This window comes from Streptomyces montanus, assembly GCF_005786655.1.
Lineage (GTDB): Bacteria > Actinomycetota > Actinomycetes > Streptomycetales > Streptomycetaceae > Streptomyces > Streptomyces sporangiiformans.
On record NZ_VBZC01000001.1, the window covers coordinates 184,583 to 199,120 of the forward strand.

At 69.3% G+C, this 14,538-nt stretch carries 12 protein-coding genes; 10 read left to right on the forward strand and 2 right to left on the reverse strand.

Annotated elements, in window-relative coordinates:
* Positions 1-12: 12 nt before the first annotated feature.
* Complete coding sequence (locus tag FE633_RS00870) at positions 13-1,506, reverse strand: sodium:solute symporter family protein (protein WP_138043039.1); 1,494 nt, start codon at positions 1,504-1,506, stop codon at positions 13-15.
* 313 nt (positions 1,507-1,819) lie between these two features.
* Here FE633_RS00870 and FE633_RS00875 point away from each other — a divergent pair, with 313 nt between their 5' ends.
* Positions 1,820-3,415: a PucR family transcriptional regulator gene (locus FE633_RS00875; RefSeq protein WP_138043040.1), complete on the forward strand. Its 1,596-nt coding sequence runs from the start codon at positions 1,820-1,822 to the stop codon at positions 3,413-3,415.
* Positions 3,416-3,610: 195 nt separating this feature from the next.
* Here the strand turns inward: FE633_RS00875 and FE633_RS00880 are convergent, their stop codons facing one another.
* Positions 3,611-3,892, reverse strand: a complete 282-nt coding sequence (locus FE633_RS00880; protein WP_171059739.1) for a hypothetical protein — start codon at positions 3,890-3,892, stop codon at positions 3,611-3,613.
* On the opposite strand from FE633_RS00880, the gene FE633_RS00885 reads away from it, so the two are divergent.
* From FE633_RS00885 to FE633_RS00930, 9 genes are all read left to right on the forward strand, one after another.
* Positions 3,832-4,956 (forward strand): ABC transporter substrate-binding protein, encoded by a 1,125-nt coding sequence (locus FE633_RS00885; RefSeq protein ID WP_138043042.1) that lies wholly within the window; start codon positions 3,832-3,834, stop codon positions 4,954-4,956. The two genes, FE633_RS00880 and FE633_RS00885, sit on opposite strands and share 61 nt — an antisense overlap.
* Before the next feature lie 337 nt (positions 4,957-5,293).
* Positions 5,294-6,028: a DUF5134 domain-containing protein gene (locus FE633_RS00895; protein WP_138043043.1), complete on the forward strand. Its 735-nt coding sequence runs from the start codon at positions 5,294-5,296 to the stop codon at positions 6,026-6,028.
* A gap of 243 nt (positions 6,029-6,271) precedes the next feature.
* Positions 6,272-7,513, forward strand: coding sequence for a cytochrome P450 (locus FE633_RS00900; protein ID WP_138043044.1), 1,242 nt, complete (start codon positions 6,272-6,274; stop codon positions 7,511-7,513).
* Positions 7,514-7,557: 44 nt separating this feature from the next.
* A complete protein-coding gene (locus tag FE633_RS00905; protein ID WP_119100893.1) occupies positions 7,558-7,755 on the forward strand; it encodes a ferredoxin in 198 nt (65 codons plus the stop codon).
* Positions 7,752-8,975 carry an NAD(P)/FAD-dependent oxidoreductase gene (locus FE633_RS00910; RefSeq protein WP_138043045.1) on the forward strand — a complete coding sequence of 408 codons (1,224 nt, stop codon included), beginning with the start codon at positions 7,752-7,754 and terminating at the stop codon, positions 8,973-8,975. Before FE633_RS00905 ends, FE633_RS00910 begins: the two co-directional genes overlap by 4 nt.
* A 77-nt stretch (positions 8,976-9,052) precedes the next feature.
* Complete coding sequence (locus FE633_RS00915) at positions 9,053-9,580, forward strand: MarR family winged helix-turn-helix transcriptional regulator (protein ID WP_138043046.1); 528 nt, start codon at positions 9,053-9,055, stop codon at positions 9,578-9,580.
* A 133-nt stretch (positions 9,581-9,713) separates the two neighbouring features.
* Positions 9,714-12,059, forward strand: a complete 2,346-nt coding sequence (locus FE633_RS00920; protein ID WP_138043047.1) for a SpoIIE family protein phosphatase — start codon at positions 9,714-9,716, stop codon at positions 12,057-12,059.
* 224 nt (positions 12,060-12,283) lie between these two features.
* Positions 12,284-13,561, forward strand: a complete 1,278-nt coding sequence (locus FE633_RS00925) for an extracellular solute-binding protein (protein WP_138043048.1) — start codon at positions 12,284-12,286, stop codon at positions 13,559-13,561.
* The gene (locus FE633_RS00930) at positions 13,558-14,538 is read left to right on the forward strand and encodes a carbohydrate ABC transporter permease (protein ID WP_138043049.1); all 981 of its coding nucleotides are present in this window, start codon (positions 13,558-13,560) and stop codon (positions 14,536-14,538) included. Before FE633_RS00925 ends, FE633_RS00930 begins: the two co-directional genes overlap by 4 nt.

The following is a 14,538-nucleotide window of genomic DNA, read 5'->3' on the forward strand; positions in this document are numbered from 1 at the left end:
CCTGTCGAAGCGTCAGAGGGAAGTGGCTGCCGTCTTGGGCTGCGCGGCTCGGCCGCTGCCGGGATCGGTGGCCTGCCCGGCGAGGCGGCGGCGCCACTGGTCGAGGACGCGCGCATCGGTGGGCCGGGTGGAGAGGCTGACCGCGACATGGGCGACCAGGCTGGCGGCGAGGCCGTAGTAGATGGGCTCGTTGGCGAGCATGCCCTCGGTGGCCATCAGGGCGATGACGGTGACGCTGCCGGCGGTCATGGCCGCGAGAGCCCCGGGCAAGTTGCCGCGCTTCCAGAGCAGACCGCCGAGGATGGGCACCAACAGGCCGCCGACCAGCAGGTTGTAGGCGACCGTGAGGGCTGCGAGGACGTCGTCGAGCAGGCAGGCGAGAGCGATGGACACCGCGCCGAGGATGATGATCGCGATCCGGTTGGAGGCGATTTCGTCGTGGTCCTCGCCGGTCTGCCGGTGGACGGTTCGTCCGCCGAGGGCACGCAGTCGGTGCCAGATGTCGTTGTTGGCCACGGTGGCGGAGGCGATCAGGGCGCCACTGGCGGTGGACATCATCGCGGACAGGGCGGCGGCCAGAACCAGGCCCTTGACGCCGGTGGGCAGGGCGCTCTTGACGATGGTCGCGAAGGCACTGTCCGCGTCGGCGAGGTGGGGGTGGAGGACCTTCGTGGCCATGCCGATCACGGCGCCGGCCAGTGCGTAGAACAGGCAGTACAGGCCGGCGACGGTGCCGCCCCAGGAAGCGACCCTGTCGCTGCGGGCGGTGAAGACGCGCTGCCAGATGTCCTGGCCGATCAGCATGCCGAAGGTGTAGATCAGCACATAGGTGAAGATGCTCTCGCCGCCTATGGATCCGAACGACAGGTAGCTGTCGGGGAGTTGGGCGGACAGCTCGGAGAAACCGCCCGCCTTCACGACCGCGACCGGCAGCAGCACCACGAGAACACCGATGCTCTTGACCACGAACTGCACCATGTCGGTGAGGGTGATCGACCACATGCCGCCGAGGGCCGAGTAACCGACCACGATCGTGCCGCCGATGACGACGGCGGCCCAGCGGGGCACGTCGAAGAGGACGTCGAAGACGGTGGCGTAGGCGATGGTGGAGGTGACGGCGAGCATCAGGGTGTAAATCCACATCACCAGGCCGGAGATGACGCTGGCCGAGTCGCCGTAGCGAAGAGACAGCATGTCGGCGACGGTGTAGACCCGCAGACGGGCGATGCGGGCGGAGAAACAGATGCTCAGTGCCAGCAGTCCGAAGCCGATGGCGAAGACCATCCAGGCACCGGACAGGCCGTAGGTGTAGCCGAGACGTACACCGCCGATGGTGGACGCGCCACCGATGACCACGGCGGCCATGGTGCCCGAGTACATGGCCGGGCCGAGGCGCCGTCCGGCGACGAGGAAGTCGCTGGTGGAACGGGCGCGTCTCTTGCCCCACCACCCGACGGCGACGATGCCGAGCAGATATCCGACGATCACTACGTAGTCGACGCCCATGACGTCCTCCGGTCCTTGGCGGCCCGCGTCGGGGAACGCGGTACCGGGATGCTCGAATGAGGGAGCGGCTGCGCGCGGGCCGGGTAGGGCGGCGGCTTTGCTGCTCAGGGGCGACAGCCGGGCTGGACCACGGTGGGGGACGTGGGGGACGGTGGTGCCGGTGCGGAAGGGTGTGTGCCCGGTGTCTGGTGGGAGTCCGACAACCGTAGGCCGCCGGGGCCTTGACACCACAGTGGCGGATTCGTCTCATATCCTGACTGCCGAGGGATGAATCAACCCGCCGGTGGTGCACGACGATTCCGAGGAACCGCACATGCCGCCGACCACCTCCGCCCCACCCGCGCCGGGCACTCCGGCGATCCCGCTGAGCACTCTGCTCGCCGACGCCGGTTTGGGGATGCGGCAGGTTGCCGGGCCCCGAGAGGACCGCCTCGTCGGGACGATCGGCACCACGGAACTGGAAGACCCCGCCCCGTACTTGCTCGGAGGCGAACTCCTGCTCATCGCCGGCGTCCGCCTTCCGGAGACCGCCGACGGCATCGACGCCTACGTACGGCGCGTCGTCCAGGCGGACATCGCGGCGCTCGGCTTCGGTGTGGCCCCCGTGCACGACGAGGTCCCGCCCGCCCTGATTCAAGCCTGCGACCGGCACGGACTGCCCCTGTTGCGGATCCCGCCCGAGACGCCGTTCGTCGCCGTGAACCATGCCGCGCACGCGGCCATGGCCGAGGCCCGGCACCAGGAACTGCGCCAGATCTCCGAGGCCCAGGCCGCCCTGGCCACGGCCGCGGCCCGTACGGACGCACTGAGAGCCGTTCTGCACCAACTCGCCGCACGGCTCGGCGCCTGGACCGTCCTGCTCGATCCGCTCGGCAACGAACTCCTCGCCGCCGGCACCCGGCCGAGCGCACCCGCCGCGGATCAGGTGCGCGCACTCGCCGCGCGCACCACGGCCCGCGTGCGGTCCCGCTCCGCCGACGGGCGGCCGCAGCCGCCCACGGCAGCGGCCGAGCACCACGCCGAGGTCCACCTCACGGTGCACACCCTCCCCGCACAGACCGCCGACGGCCCGTTCGTTCTCGGCGTCGCGGCCACCGTGGCGCCCACCGTCGTGCACCGGTCCGTGATCGGCACCGCTCTCGTCCTGCTGTCCCTGCTCACCACGCCCCGGCACGCCCTGGGCACCGACACCCGCGCGTCCGCGGCACTGGTCCGCCTGATGCTCGGTCAGGACCCGGTCGACGTGGCCCCGCTTCTGTCGTCGGCCGCACGGCAGGACAGCTGGGTCGTGGTCCACGGCCGCCTCACGAGGCCGGGCCCCGGGGCAACGGCGCGTCCCGGCGGGGCCCCTGTGCAACTGGCTGCCCTCGGCACCGCCCTGGCCACCCCCTACCTCGACATCGACGGCACCACTCTGTGCGCGCTGATCCCGAGCGCCCCCGGCTCCCCACCGCCCGACCTCGCCCCGGCCGTCCGCCTCGGCTGGACCCTCGGCATCAGCTCGCCCGTCGCCGCCGCCGACCTCGCGATCGCCGACAGGCAGGCCGATCGCATGCTGCGCCATGCCGTCGCCACGGGCTCGTCCCTGGCACAGCACCGCGCCCAGGACCTGACCATGCATTCCCTGGTCAGTGCGGGCGATGCCGTCGCACTCGCTCAGGCCCGCTTCGCCCCCTTCGCCAAAGCCTCCGCGCCCGGCTCCGCCGTTCTGCTGGAAACCTTGCGCACCTGGCTCGCGCACCACGGCAACTGGGACCGCACCGCAGCCGCTCTCGAGATCCACCGCAACACCGTGCGCCGACGCATCGCCAAGTCAGCCGAACTGCTCGACGTGGACCTTCAGGATCTCGACGTCCGGATGGAGCTCTGGTTCGCCCTGCGCTGGCTCACCGGTGACGGGTGTGAGTAGTTGAGGCGCAGGAAATCCCGGTGAGATTGATTCTGCTGGGGTTCGTATGGTTCGGCCTGGCTACAGGGGCAGGACGCATTCGTGGCCGGCGCCTGGTCCCCACGGGCGTGCACATCGACCTCGCCACCACCTCTGCGGCACATCGGCGGACCTGGTCGCGCGCCTGGACCGGACCCTGGACGAGGTCACCGACAATCATGCGGTGCTGCGCTCCGCCAAGGGTGTGTTCTTGAAGCCTGGCAGCTCAGCGAACAGATAATCGGTTGCCGGTTGGCGATGGTCATGGATGCAATGTCCGGCATGATCACGCAGGTGCGCTCGCCACGGCGAGATGAGATGGACGTGTACCACCGGGTCCTGCCACTCGGCGATCTGGGCAACCTGCGAGCGAATCGTCACGCGGGAGACGCCAACGCATGAATACGCCACCATCAGCATCAGCATCAGCATCTGGAACGGGGCGGACTGGCGGATCATCAGTGCAGGTCGGCGCTCTCGTTCCGCTCACTCGGCCTGGCTGGGTAGAGGCGGGCCAGCACTTGCTCGCTGGACTCGAGCTGGCCGTCCGCGAAGTCAATGACACCGGCGGGATCGTCGGAAGACCACTCGAGCTGGTGGTCCGAGACACCGCGGCTGATCCACAGAGGGCCACGGCGGCCGTAGATGAATTGGATCGCCTGGGTGTGGCTGCCTTGGCGGGGGAGTATCACAGCGTCGTCGCTCGCGCCGCTGCCGGCAGGGCCGACGCCCTCGGCCTGCCGTTCCTCTGCTCGTCAGCCGTACTCGACGCGCTCACCGAACAGCCAACGGAATGGGTCGCGCGCCTCTCCCCGCCGCAGTCCCGCGGCTGGCAGGTCTACGCAGACTTCCTCCTCGGCGCGGGCCACAGCCGAATCGCCGTAGCAACCCAGCCGAGTGTCTACTGGGCATCTGGGACCCGCATTCTGCGGGACTACCTCGCTCCACGCGGCGGCGCCGTCATCGAACTCGACATGAGCGCGCTCACCCCCGCGGCCGTGTGCGACGAACTCGTCGACAATCGCGCGACAGCCCTCCTTCTTCTGGTCGGCCACCCGGAGCCGGCCGTGCCGATCGTCAAGTCTGTCCGCCGCGACCAGCGCCTCGCCGAGATCATGATTGGTGCTCCGGCCGGACAACCGGAGTTCGCCGAATGGGCAACGTTGCTGGGCGACGACAGCGCCGAGGTCCCGTTCTTGCGCTACCTTCCCGAGCGCCTCAGCCCACTGGGTGCACGAGTCGAGAAGGTCCTCCGCGAGCGGCTCGGCGAAGCGCCCTCCTTCGTCGCCTTCGAGGGCTACGACACGGTCGCCGTCCTCGCCGATGTGTTGCGTTCTCACGGCACGGACCGGGCGTGCACTGCCGAATTCTGGCCGCGCGTTGCAGTCGAAGGCACCCGCGGGCAGATCCAGTTCTCCCGCACGCCGGGCATCAGCGTTTGGCAATGGGCCTCGACGCCGGTCCAAGTCGTTGATCGCGATCCGGCGGAACCCGGTCGCTTTCGGATCCTTCACGCCGGCTGAGAGAGCACGGAGGTCCGACTTGTCCTAACGTGAGGCTGTCGGACCGGCATCGAGGTCAACGGCGAACCGGTCGTCTTCGACAGCCCTCGCGACGCATCCGCCCAGGGCATCGCCACCGTGCACCAGTTCGGCGGCACGTTCCCGCTGATGGGTGTGCCGCACTGCTTCCCGCCCGCGCGGCGCGGCTTCGAGTTCCACCTCTTCGCCCGTGCCGGAGCGCACTGAGCACCTGGTCCACGCCGTCGTGAGTCGTACCACCGAACCCTACGTACTAAGCGTGTACGTAGTAGTCGGCGATCGGCGAGCCGGAGGACCGGCTCTCGTGAAGGGTGGCGACGTGACGGGAGAGTACCTGGGCTGGACGTTGGTGGTACTGGGGACAGGGGTGGCTGTCGGGAACCTCGTCCGGATGGCCATGGTCACGGGCTGGGCGCGGTACGAAGCGGGGGCCGAGGCGGTGATGGGCGCAGGCATGGCCGTGATGTCCGCGCCTCCGACAGCGGCGCTCTACGGCACGCACGGCGTGTGGTGGGCAGCGGTCTTCGGGCTGCTCTGTGTCGGGGGCGTGGCCCAGTCCGTTCGGCGTGCGACCCAGGGAGGCCTCCGGCACCTGCACCACGGCGCCCACCTGGTGATCGGCAGCGCCGCCATGGTGCTGATGACCCTGGCCATGCCGGGCGCGGCGTCGGGGCCCGTGCTCGCACTGGCAGGCTCCTCCGGGCATGGGCACGGAGCCATGCCGGGCATGGCCGGGATGGGAGGCATGGAGGGCATGGAGGGCATGGATGCCCACGGCATGACCGAAGCCGCCGCCTCCACGGGATCCACAGTCGCCTGGCGAGCGACCTTCTGGGTCCTGGCCGCGTACTTCCTGGTCTTCATGGCCCTGGCGGTACGAGCCCGGATGCGGGGCGCGGACGGATCGCCGCAGACCGCGGAAACCGGTGGCAGTGCGCGCCACCGCCGGGCACACCGGAAGCCCACGGTGCTCTCGGCGCCGAACGCGCGCCTGGCCGGTCACGTAGGCATGGGCGGGTCGATGGCGACGATGCTGCTGATGATGACCGCCTGACCGCCTGACCGCTTGAACAAGAAATTCCTTGCGCGGTAGGGGAGTTGGCGCGCTCAGGGTCGGCCCACCTGATCTACGCCCCGACGCGGCGCCACCGGCCTGTGACCTGCCTCACGTCAGCTTGCTGTCAGGTAACTGACCGGAAGCTGTCAGAGCGCTCTGTTTGCATGTGCTCATCGAGGCCTTCGACCACCGTATCCCCGGTCTCCGATCCCGTCGGAGCCCCCACTGCCGAGGAGAGACATGGCCGACACCCTGACCGGTTGTCCCGCGCACGCCGACGCGCCGGTTCCCGCGTACCCGATGCCCAGGGCGGAGGCCTGCCCGCTCGCCCCGCCTCCGGCGGTGGAGCCGTTGCGGGCGGAGCAACCGATCACCAAAGTGCGGATCTGGAACGGCGGTACGCCCTGGCTGATCACCCGTCACGCGGACCAGCGCGCCCTGCTCACCGACCCCCGCGTCAGCAACGACGACTGTGAGCCCGGCTTTCCGCACGTCAACGCGCACCGGGCGCAGATCGCGCCCCACACCCCGAAGTTGATCACGAACACGGACGCTCCGGAGCACACCCGGCTGCGCCGGACGGTCAACGGGCCGTTCCTCGTCAAGCGGATCGAGGCCATGCGGCCCGCCATCCAGAAGATGGTCGACGGCATGATCGACGACATGCTGGCCGGCCCCAAGCCGGCCGATCTGCTCACGGCGCTGGCGCTCCCCGTGCCCTCGCTGGTCATCGCCGAACTGCTCGGCGTGCCGTACAAGGACCACGCGTTCTTCCAGCGCAACGCGAGTCTCGCCCTGGACAACTCACTCTCCGCGGACGAGGCGACGGCGGCGAGCCGCGCGCTGGGCCAGTACATCGACACCTTGTTCCGGGAGAAGCTCGAGAACCCGGACGATGCCGTGTTGTCCGAGATGGCGGGCCGGGTCAAGGCCGGTGAGATGGAGCACGCCGAGGCCGTCAACATGGGTGTGGCCATGCTGATCGCCGGACACGAGACCACCGCCACGATGATCAGCCTCGGCACGCTCGCCCTGCTGCAGCACCCCGAGCAACTGGCCGTGCTGCGCGACACCGAGGACCCGAAGGTGATCGGGAACGCGGTGGACGAACTGCTGCGTTACCTCAGCATCCTTCAGACCGGTGTCCGCCGGGTCGCCCTCGAGGACATCGAGATCGGCGGCCTGACGATCCGTGCCGGTGAGGGCATGATCTTCGACATACAGGCCGCCAACTGGGACCCGGAGGCCTTCCCCGAGGCCGAGCGGCTGGACCTGAGCCGGCCCGCCCGCCAGCACCAGGCGTTCGGCTACGGTCCGCACCAGTGCCTCGGCCAGAACCTCGCCCGCCTGGAACTCCATGTCGTCTACGGCACCCTCTACCGCCGTATCCCCACCCTCCAACTGGCCGCGAATGTCGACGAGTTGGAGTTCGACCACACCGGCACCACCTACGGGGTCCACTCCCTTCCCGTCACCTGGTGACCCATCCCGCGTCGGCGAACGTACCAAGGAGCAAGGAACACATCATGCGAGTGGAACTGGACGAACCGAAATGCGTGGCGGCGGGACAGTGCGTCATGGCCTCCCCGGAGGTGTTCGACCAGCGTGAGGAGGACGGCGTCGCCATCCTGCTGGAGGAGCGGCCCGGCGACGAACTCCTCGACGGGGTACGGGAAGCCGTGGCGGTCTGCCCGGCCGCGGCGCTCCGGCTGGTGGAGGAGTGAAGCGGATCGTAGTCGTCGGCGCCTCGGCCGCCGGGCTCGCGGCGACCGAGACGCTGCGTCGCGAGGGCTACGACGGCACCCTCACCCTCATCGGTGAGGAGCCCAACGCGCCCTACGACCGGCCGCCGCTCTCGAAGCAGATCCTCTCCGGCGAGTGGAGCACCGACCGGTTGCCGCTGCGCCCCTCCGCAGACTTCGACGGCCTCGACCTCGACCTGCGGCTGGGCGTCGCCGCGACCGGCCTTGAACTCGCCGACCGTACGGTGGTGTTGGCCGACGGGACGCGGGTGCCGTACGACGGCCTGATCGTGGCCACCGGCGTGCGGCCGCGCCAGCTGCCCGGCGACGGCGCGCACGTGCTGCGCACCGTGGACGATGCCCTGGCCCTGCGTGACCGGCTGGCACCGGGACGGCACCTGGTAGTGGTCGGTGCCGGGTTCCTCGGCGCGGAGGCCGCCGCGGTGGCCCGCGGCCTCGGCTGTGCGGTCACCCTCCTGGAACCGGCACCGGTGCCGCTGGCCCACGCCGTCGGCGAGCAGGTCGGGCGCGTGCTGTCGCAGGCCCACCTGGACCACGGGGTGGAGCTGCGTACCGGAGTCACGGTGACCGCGGTGACCGGGGGCGGGGTGCGGCTCGCGGACGGTGAACTGGTCGAGGGCGACGCGGTGTTGGTCGCCGTCGGCTCCCTGCCGAACACCGAGTGGCTCGCGGACAGCGGCCTGAGCGTGGGCGATGGCCTGATCTGCGACGAGTACGGCGAGGCCGCCTGGGGGTCCCCCCGGCCGAAGGTTGGGGGAGTGTACGCGGCAGGGGACGTCGCCCGCTGGTACAACGCGCTGTTCGGCGTGCCGATGCGCATCGAGCACCGCACGAACGCCGCCGAGCAGGGCATGGCCGTGGCCCGCAACCTCCTGCGCCCCGAGGCACGCAAGCCGTTCACACCGGTGCCGTACTTCTGGTCCGACCAGTACGACATGAAGGTCCAGGCCTACGGCTACCTGCGCGGCCACGACGAAGTCGCCGTCGTCGACGGTGACTTGAGCCGACGACGGTTCGTGGCCGCCTATCGCACCGGCGACCGGCTGACCGGCGCCCTCGCGGTCGGCATGCCGCCCAAGGCGATCCGGCCATGGCGGCAGGCCATTGCGACACGCGCGGCGTGGCATGAGACGGTACCGGTCGCGATACCGGCGGCCGGCGCTCAACTCAACGGACGGTGACCGTCCCGGTGATCACTCGCACCGCTCGGGGCGGAGAATTTACTTGAGTTAGGCAATGAGATGGTAAAGTGGTGCGTATGTCCACACCATCACCCCTACCCGACTCCGCCTCGACGGAAGTGATCGAGATCGAGCGAGCCCTCACCCGTATCTCCTATCTGATCAGCCGCGCCCGACAGCATGACCGCCTGATGGCGCTGGCCGGCGTACCGCTGGACCGTGCCGCGGTGGCCCTCCTGCGGCAGATCGCCGACTCGGAGCCCCTGCGTCCCGGTGAGCTGGCGAACCGGCTCGCGGTGGAAGCCTCCCACGTCACCCGCCAGGTGCAGCAACTGATGAAGGCCGGCTACGTCACCCGCGTCCCCGACCCCGACGACCGCCGCGCCCAGCGCATCCAGCTCACCTCGGCCGGTCAGGAGGCCGTGCGGCGCATCCGCGAGTCCAGCACTCGCGGCATGCAGCTGGCCTTGGCCGACTGGTCGCCCGAGGAGCTGCGACAGCTCGCCACCCTCTTCCATCGCATGGTCGACGACTTCCTCTCCTATGCCGAAACGGACGCCACGCAGGAAGCCGCCCCTGCCGCGTCGACCACGGCGGGGCAGTAGGCGAACCAAAGCGAACCAAAGCGAACCAAGGCGAACCAGCGCCTGATCATGCGGCAACCCCTGGATTCCTGGCGCGCTCCTGACAGCGGTGACCGGGTTGAGGGAAAGCCGTGAAGGGATCATTCTGGGGCGTATGGAGCATGTCGCCGCTGCGGCGATCATCGATGCACAGGGCACGGTGACGGGGTGGAGCGACGGTGCCCGGCGGCTGACGGGATATGCGGCCGAGGAGGTCGTGGGGCGGGCGGCGGCGGAGCTGCTCGCCGAGGACGTGCCACGCGGGGTGGTGGCCGCGAAGGCCGGTGAGGTCGTCGTGCGGCACCGGGACGGTCACCGCGTCGAGCTCGCGTTGACGGCGCAGACGGTGCTGGGCCACGACGGGGGACCGCACGCATTCATGGTCATCGCCGCCCGGCCGGGGGAACCGGAGTCCGAGCCGAACTTGGCGGGGCTGTCCTTCCAGCAGGCGTCCGTCTCGATGTCCGCCTTCAGCACGGACCAGCGATATCTGCGGCTCAACGATGTGGCCTGCCGCGTGATGGGGGTCGGCGAGGACGCCCTGGTGGGGCGGTTCTACCTGGACACAGTGCCGGAGGACCGGACCAGCCGGGGATTTCTCCAGCACCTTCGCGAGGTGGCGAGGACCGGCAAACCCGTGCATTACGAGAGCTACACCAGTGCGCCGTCCGGGAGCCGGGAGCACGCGTGGAACATCGAGATGTGGCCGGTGCGCGACGCCTCCGGCGACATGGCCGCGGTCGCCATGGCCGCGTTCGACAGCAGCGAGCAGCACTGGGCCCGGCAGCGGCTGGCCCTGCTGAACGAGGCCGCGGCCGGCATCGGGACCACCTTGGACGTGGTCCGGACCGCCGATGAGCTGCTGGGGCTGGTCGTGCCGCGGTTCGCCGACTTCGCCAGCGTGGACCTGCTCGACTGGGTCCTGCGAGCGGACGCACCGCCGGCTGCGGAGCGCACCCAGGTCGTGCTGCGCCGGGTCGCGCACCGGTCCGTCACCACGGGGACACCAGAGGCGGCCGTCGAGCTGGGCGAGGAGGACTCTTATCCGCCGTTCTCGCCGCCAGCGCGGGCGCTGCTGGACGGACGGGCCGTTCTCAGCAGGGCCGGGGAGCCGGACTTCGACCGGTGGCTGAGCGGCCACGAGGCACGAAACGCCAAGGACCGCGAGTACGGAGTGGTCGTTCACTCGCTGCTGGCCGTGCCACTGCGCGCCCGTGGCACCACGCTCGGGGTCGCGGTCTTCATCCGGGTCGCGAACCCGGACCCGTATGCCGGCGACGACGTCGCTCTCGCCGAGGAACTGGCGAGCCGGGCCGCCGTCTGTGTGGACAACGCCCGCCGGTTCGCCCGTGAGCGGTCGACCGCGCTGACCCTCCAGCACAGCCTGCTGCCGCGGGGACTGCCCGGACAGGCGGCGGTGGAGGTGGCCCACCGCTACCTCCCCAGCCACGCGGTGGCCGGTATCGGCGGCGACTGGTTCGATGTGATCCCGCTGTCCGGCAGCCGGGTCGGTCTGGTCGTCGGCGACGTGGTGGGACACGGCATCCAGTCGTCCGCGACCATGGGGCGCCTGCGTACGGCCGTACGAACCCTCGCCGACGTGGATCTGCCGCCGGACGAACTCCTGACCCACCTCGACGACTTGGTGATCCACCTGGCGACGGACGTGGGTGACGAGGATGTCGCCGAGCAGGGCGCGACCTGCCTGTACGCGGTCTACGACCCCGTGTCGCGCCATCTTGCCCTGGCCGCCGCCGGACATCCGCCACCGGCCGTCCTCCTGCCCGACGGCACCACGCGGATCGTCACGATGTCCGCCGGGCCGCCGCTCGGGGTGGGGGGCCTGCCCTTCGAGGCGACGGAACTGGAGCTGCCAGAGGACTCGCTGATCGCCTTCTACACGAACGGGCTGATCGAGGGCCGCGACCGCGACCTGGACCGCGCCACCGCCGAGCTGTGCCGTGCGCTGACCGTCCCCACCGATTCACTGGACGCCCTGTGCGACGCGGTGCTGAAGTCCGTGCTGCCGGTACAGCCCGCCGACGACGTGGCTCTGCTGCTGGCCCGTACGCGTGCGCTGGGCGCCGACCAGGTGGCCACCTGGGACATCTCGCCGGACCCCGAACATGTGGCGGCCACGCGGCAGTACGCCACCGAGCAGCTGACCGAATGGGGCCTGGACGAGACCGCGTTCGTGACCGAACTGGTCGTCAGCGAACTGGTCACCAACGCGATCCGGTACGGAGAACCCCCCATCCAGCTACGCCTGATCCGCGACCGCGCACTGATCTGCGAGGTCTCCGACGGCAGCTCCACCTCACCGCATCTGCGCCGCGCGCATGTCTTCGACGAGGGCGGCCGCGGCCTGCTGCTCGTCGCCCAGCTCACGCAGCGCTGGGGCAGCCGGCAGACCGGCAACGGCAAGACGATCTGGGCGGAACAGCCCCTGCCGCCGGTGTGACTCGACGACGGCAACGCTGACGGCCCGCGCGAGCATCGAAACTTTCGAATAGGGATTCTCGCGTGCCCGAAACATTGACCGCCCAACAACCGGTTCCTACATTGAGCCCGCCTTAACACGGCGTGAGGGGCTGGGGATTCTGATGCCGTTCGGGCACCGAAACTTTTCGAAATCCAGGAACGCGGGCCGCGTGCCGATCGCGGTGACAACAGAGGGGTGAAGGCATGAGACATCACGCCAGCCATGGAATACGGGTGGCGGCCGGCGCCGCGGTCATCGCCCTCACGGCGTCCGGCTGCGGCGGGGGTTCGTCGGACAGCGCGAACGGCGGGACCGTCACGCTGACGGTCACGACACATGTCGACTACGGCTACCGCAACCTCTACAAGGAGTTCGAGAAGACCCACCCCGGCATCAAGGTCAAGGAAGTCCTGGTCGAGGACCTTCCGAAGAAGCTCGTCACCCAGCTCGCGGCGAACCGCGGCGCCGCCGACGTCGTCGGAGTCGGCGACGACATCATCGGCAAGTTCAAGCCCAGTCACGAGCGGTTCCTCAACCTCGCCGACTACGGCGTGAACAACACCGACGACCCCTGGGTGCAGTGGGCCTACGACGCCGGAACGGTCGAGGACGGCAAGTTCGTGATGGGCCTGCGCACCGACATCGGCGGCCTCGGCATCTGCTATCGCACCGACCTTTTCAAGAAGGCCGGACTGCCCACCGATCCGGAGAAGGTCGCCGAACTCTGGCCCACCTGGAACGACTTCACGGCCACCGGCGAGAAGTTCTCCAAGAAGGTCAAGAACGCCTCGTTCACGGCCAACACCGGCGACATCTGGGTCGGTATGGGCAACCAGCACAAGGAGACCTTCTTCGCGGAATCCGACGACTCCTTCATCGCCGACAAGAACACGGAACTCAAGCAGGACTTCCTCACCGCGGCGAACATGTCGGTGCGAAAGGTCAGCGGCGGATACCCGCCCTTCTCCCCGGAAATGGCCAACGCCCTGAAGACAGGCAAGGCGGCAACCGCTGTCTGCCCGGCGTGGAAACTCGACCGCACCAAGGAGGCCTCGGGCCCCGACAACGCCGGTAAGTGGTCGGTCGCCGCGGCCCCCGAGGGCGGCAACTGGGGCGGGTCCTACCTCATGGTGCCCAAGCAGACCAAGCACCCGAAGGAAGCCGTCGAGCTCGCCCGCTGGCTGACCTCGTCCAAGACCCAGAAGCAGCTCTTCCTCGACGAGGGCTACCTCTCCAGCCACCCGAAGGTCTACAACGACCCCGAGGTGCAGGCGAAGAAGGACCCGTACTTCTCCAACGCCCCCACCGGCAAGATCTTCGCGCAGGCCGCCGACTCCATGGAGCCCATCTACCGTGGCACCAAGGACAGCGACGTCGCCTCCGCCTTCATGAACGCCCTGCTCCGCGTCGAACAGGGCAAGCAGAAGCCGGAAGCGGCCTGGGACCAGGCGATCGAGGACGCCAAGAAGGTCGCCGGGTGAGCGTCACCGAACTGCCCCGCGCGGCGGAGGCCCCCGAGGCCCCCGCCGCGCGGCGGCGCCCACGCAGCCCCTGGCGCAGCCGCCTCTCGCGGTTCGACCTGCGCTACACCCCGTATCTGTTCATCCTGCCGTTCTTCGTGATCTTCGGTGTCTTCGCCGTCTACCCGCTGCTGTACACCGGCTGGATCTCGTTCCACGAGTGGGCGATCATCGAGGGCGACCAGGGCTGGACGGGCCTGGGCAACTACCAGGACCTGTTCGCCGACACCTACTTCTGGAACGCCCTGCTCAACACCGGGCTCCTGCTGGTGCTCGGCACCGGCGGCGAACTGCTCGTCGCCCTGTGGCTCGCCGCCGTTCTCAACCGGAAGCTGAGCGGCAGCGCGTTCTGGCGGGCCGGCGTCGTGCTGCCGCACGTCGTGTCCGTGGTCGCCGTCAGTCTCGTCTTCGCGCAGCTCTTCGGCTACCAGACCGGCATCTTCAACGACGTGCTGGAAATGGTCGGCGTCGACCGGATCAACTGGCAGGCGAGCCGCTGGTCCGCGATCATCGCCGTCTCGACCATCATCATCTGGCGCTGGGCCGGCTACTTCGCACTGATCTTCCTCGCCGCGATGCAGGGTGTCCCGCACGAGCTCAACGAGGCGGCCATGCTCGACGGCGCCTCGAGGCGGCGGATCTTCTGGTCGATCACCGTGCCCTCGATCCGTCCCACCATCGTCTTCTGCGTGGTGATGTCGACGATCATCGGTATGCAGACCTTCGCCGAACCCCAGCTCTTCGACGTGCAGGGCACGGAGGGCACCGGCGGCAGCGACCGGCAGTTCCAGACGCTGATGATGTACCTCTACGAGAAGGGCTTCCGCGAGTTCAACGCGGGCTACGCCGCCACCCTCGCCTGGGTGATGTTCCTGCTCATCGCCATCGTCTCCGGCATCAACTACGCGCTGTCGCGGCGCATCGCGTCGAAGGACTGA

Bases quoted from the DNA above. Each gene is read 5' to 3' on its own strand.
- FE633_RS00870 (WP_138043039.1), bottom strand. From the start codon at position 1,506: ATGGGCGTCGACTACGTAGTGATCGTCGGATATCTGCTCGGCATCGTC.
- FE633_RS00875 (WP_138043040.1), top strand. From the start codon at position 1,820: ATGCCGCCGACCACCTCCGCCCCACCCGCGCCGGGCACTCCGGCGATC.
- FE633_RS00885 (WP_138043042.1), top strand. From the start codon at position 3,832: ATGAATACGCCACCATCAGCATCAGCATCAGCATCTGGAACGGGGCGG.
- FE633_RS00880 (WP_171059739.1), bottom strand. From the start codon at position 3,892: ATGATCCGCCAGTCCGCCCCGTTCCAGATGCTGATGCTGATGCTGATG.
- FE633_RS00900 (WP_138043044.1), top strand. From the start codon at position 6,272: ATGGCCGACACCCTGACCGGTTGTCCCGCGCACGCCGACGCGCCGGTT.
- FE633_RS00905 (WP_119100893.1), top strand. From the start codon at position 7,558: ATGCGAGTGGAACTGGACGAACCGAAATGCGTGGCGGCGGGACAGTGC.
- FE633_RS00915 (WP_138043046.1), top strand. From the start codon at position 9,053: ATGTCCACACCATCACCCCTACCCGACTCCGCCTCGACGGAAGTGATC.
- FE633_RS00920 (WP_138043047.1), top strand. From the start codon at position 9,714: ATGGAGCATGTCGCCGCTGCGGCGATCATCGATGCACAGGGCACGGTG.
- FE633_RS00925 (WP_138043048.1), top strand. From the start codon at position 12,284: ATGAGACATCACGCCAGCCATGGAATACGGGTGGCGGCCGGCGCCGCG.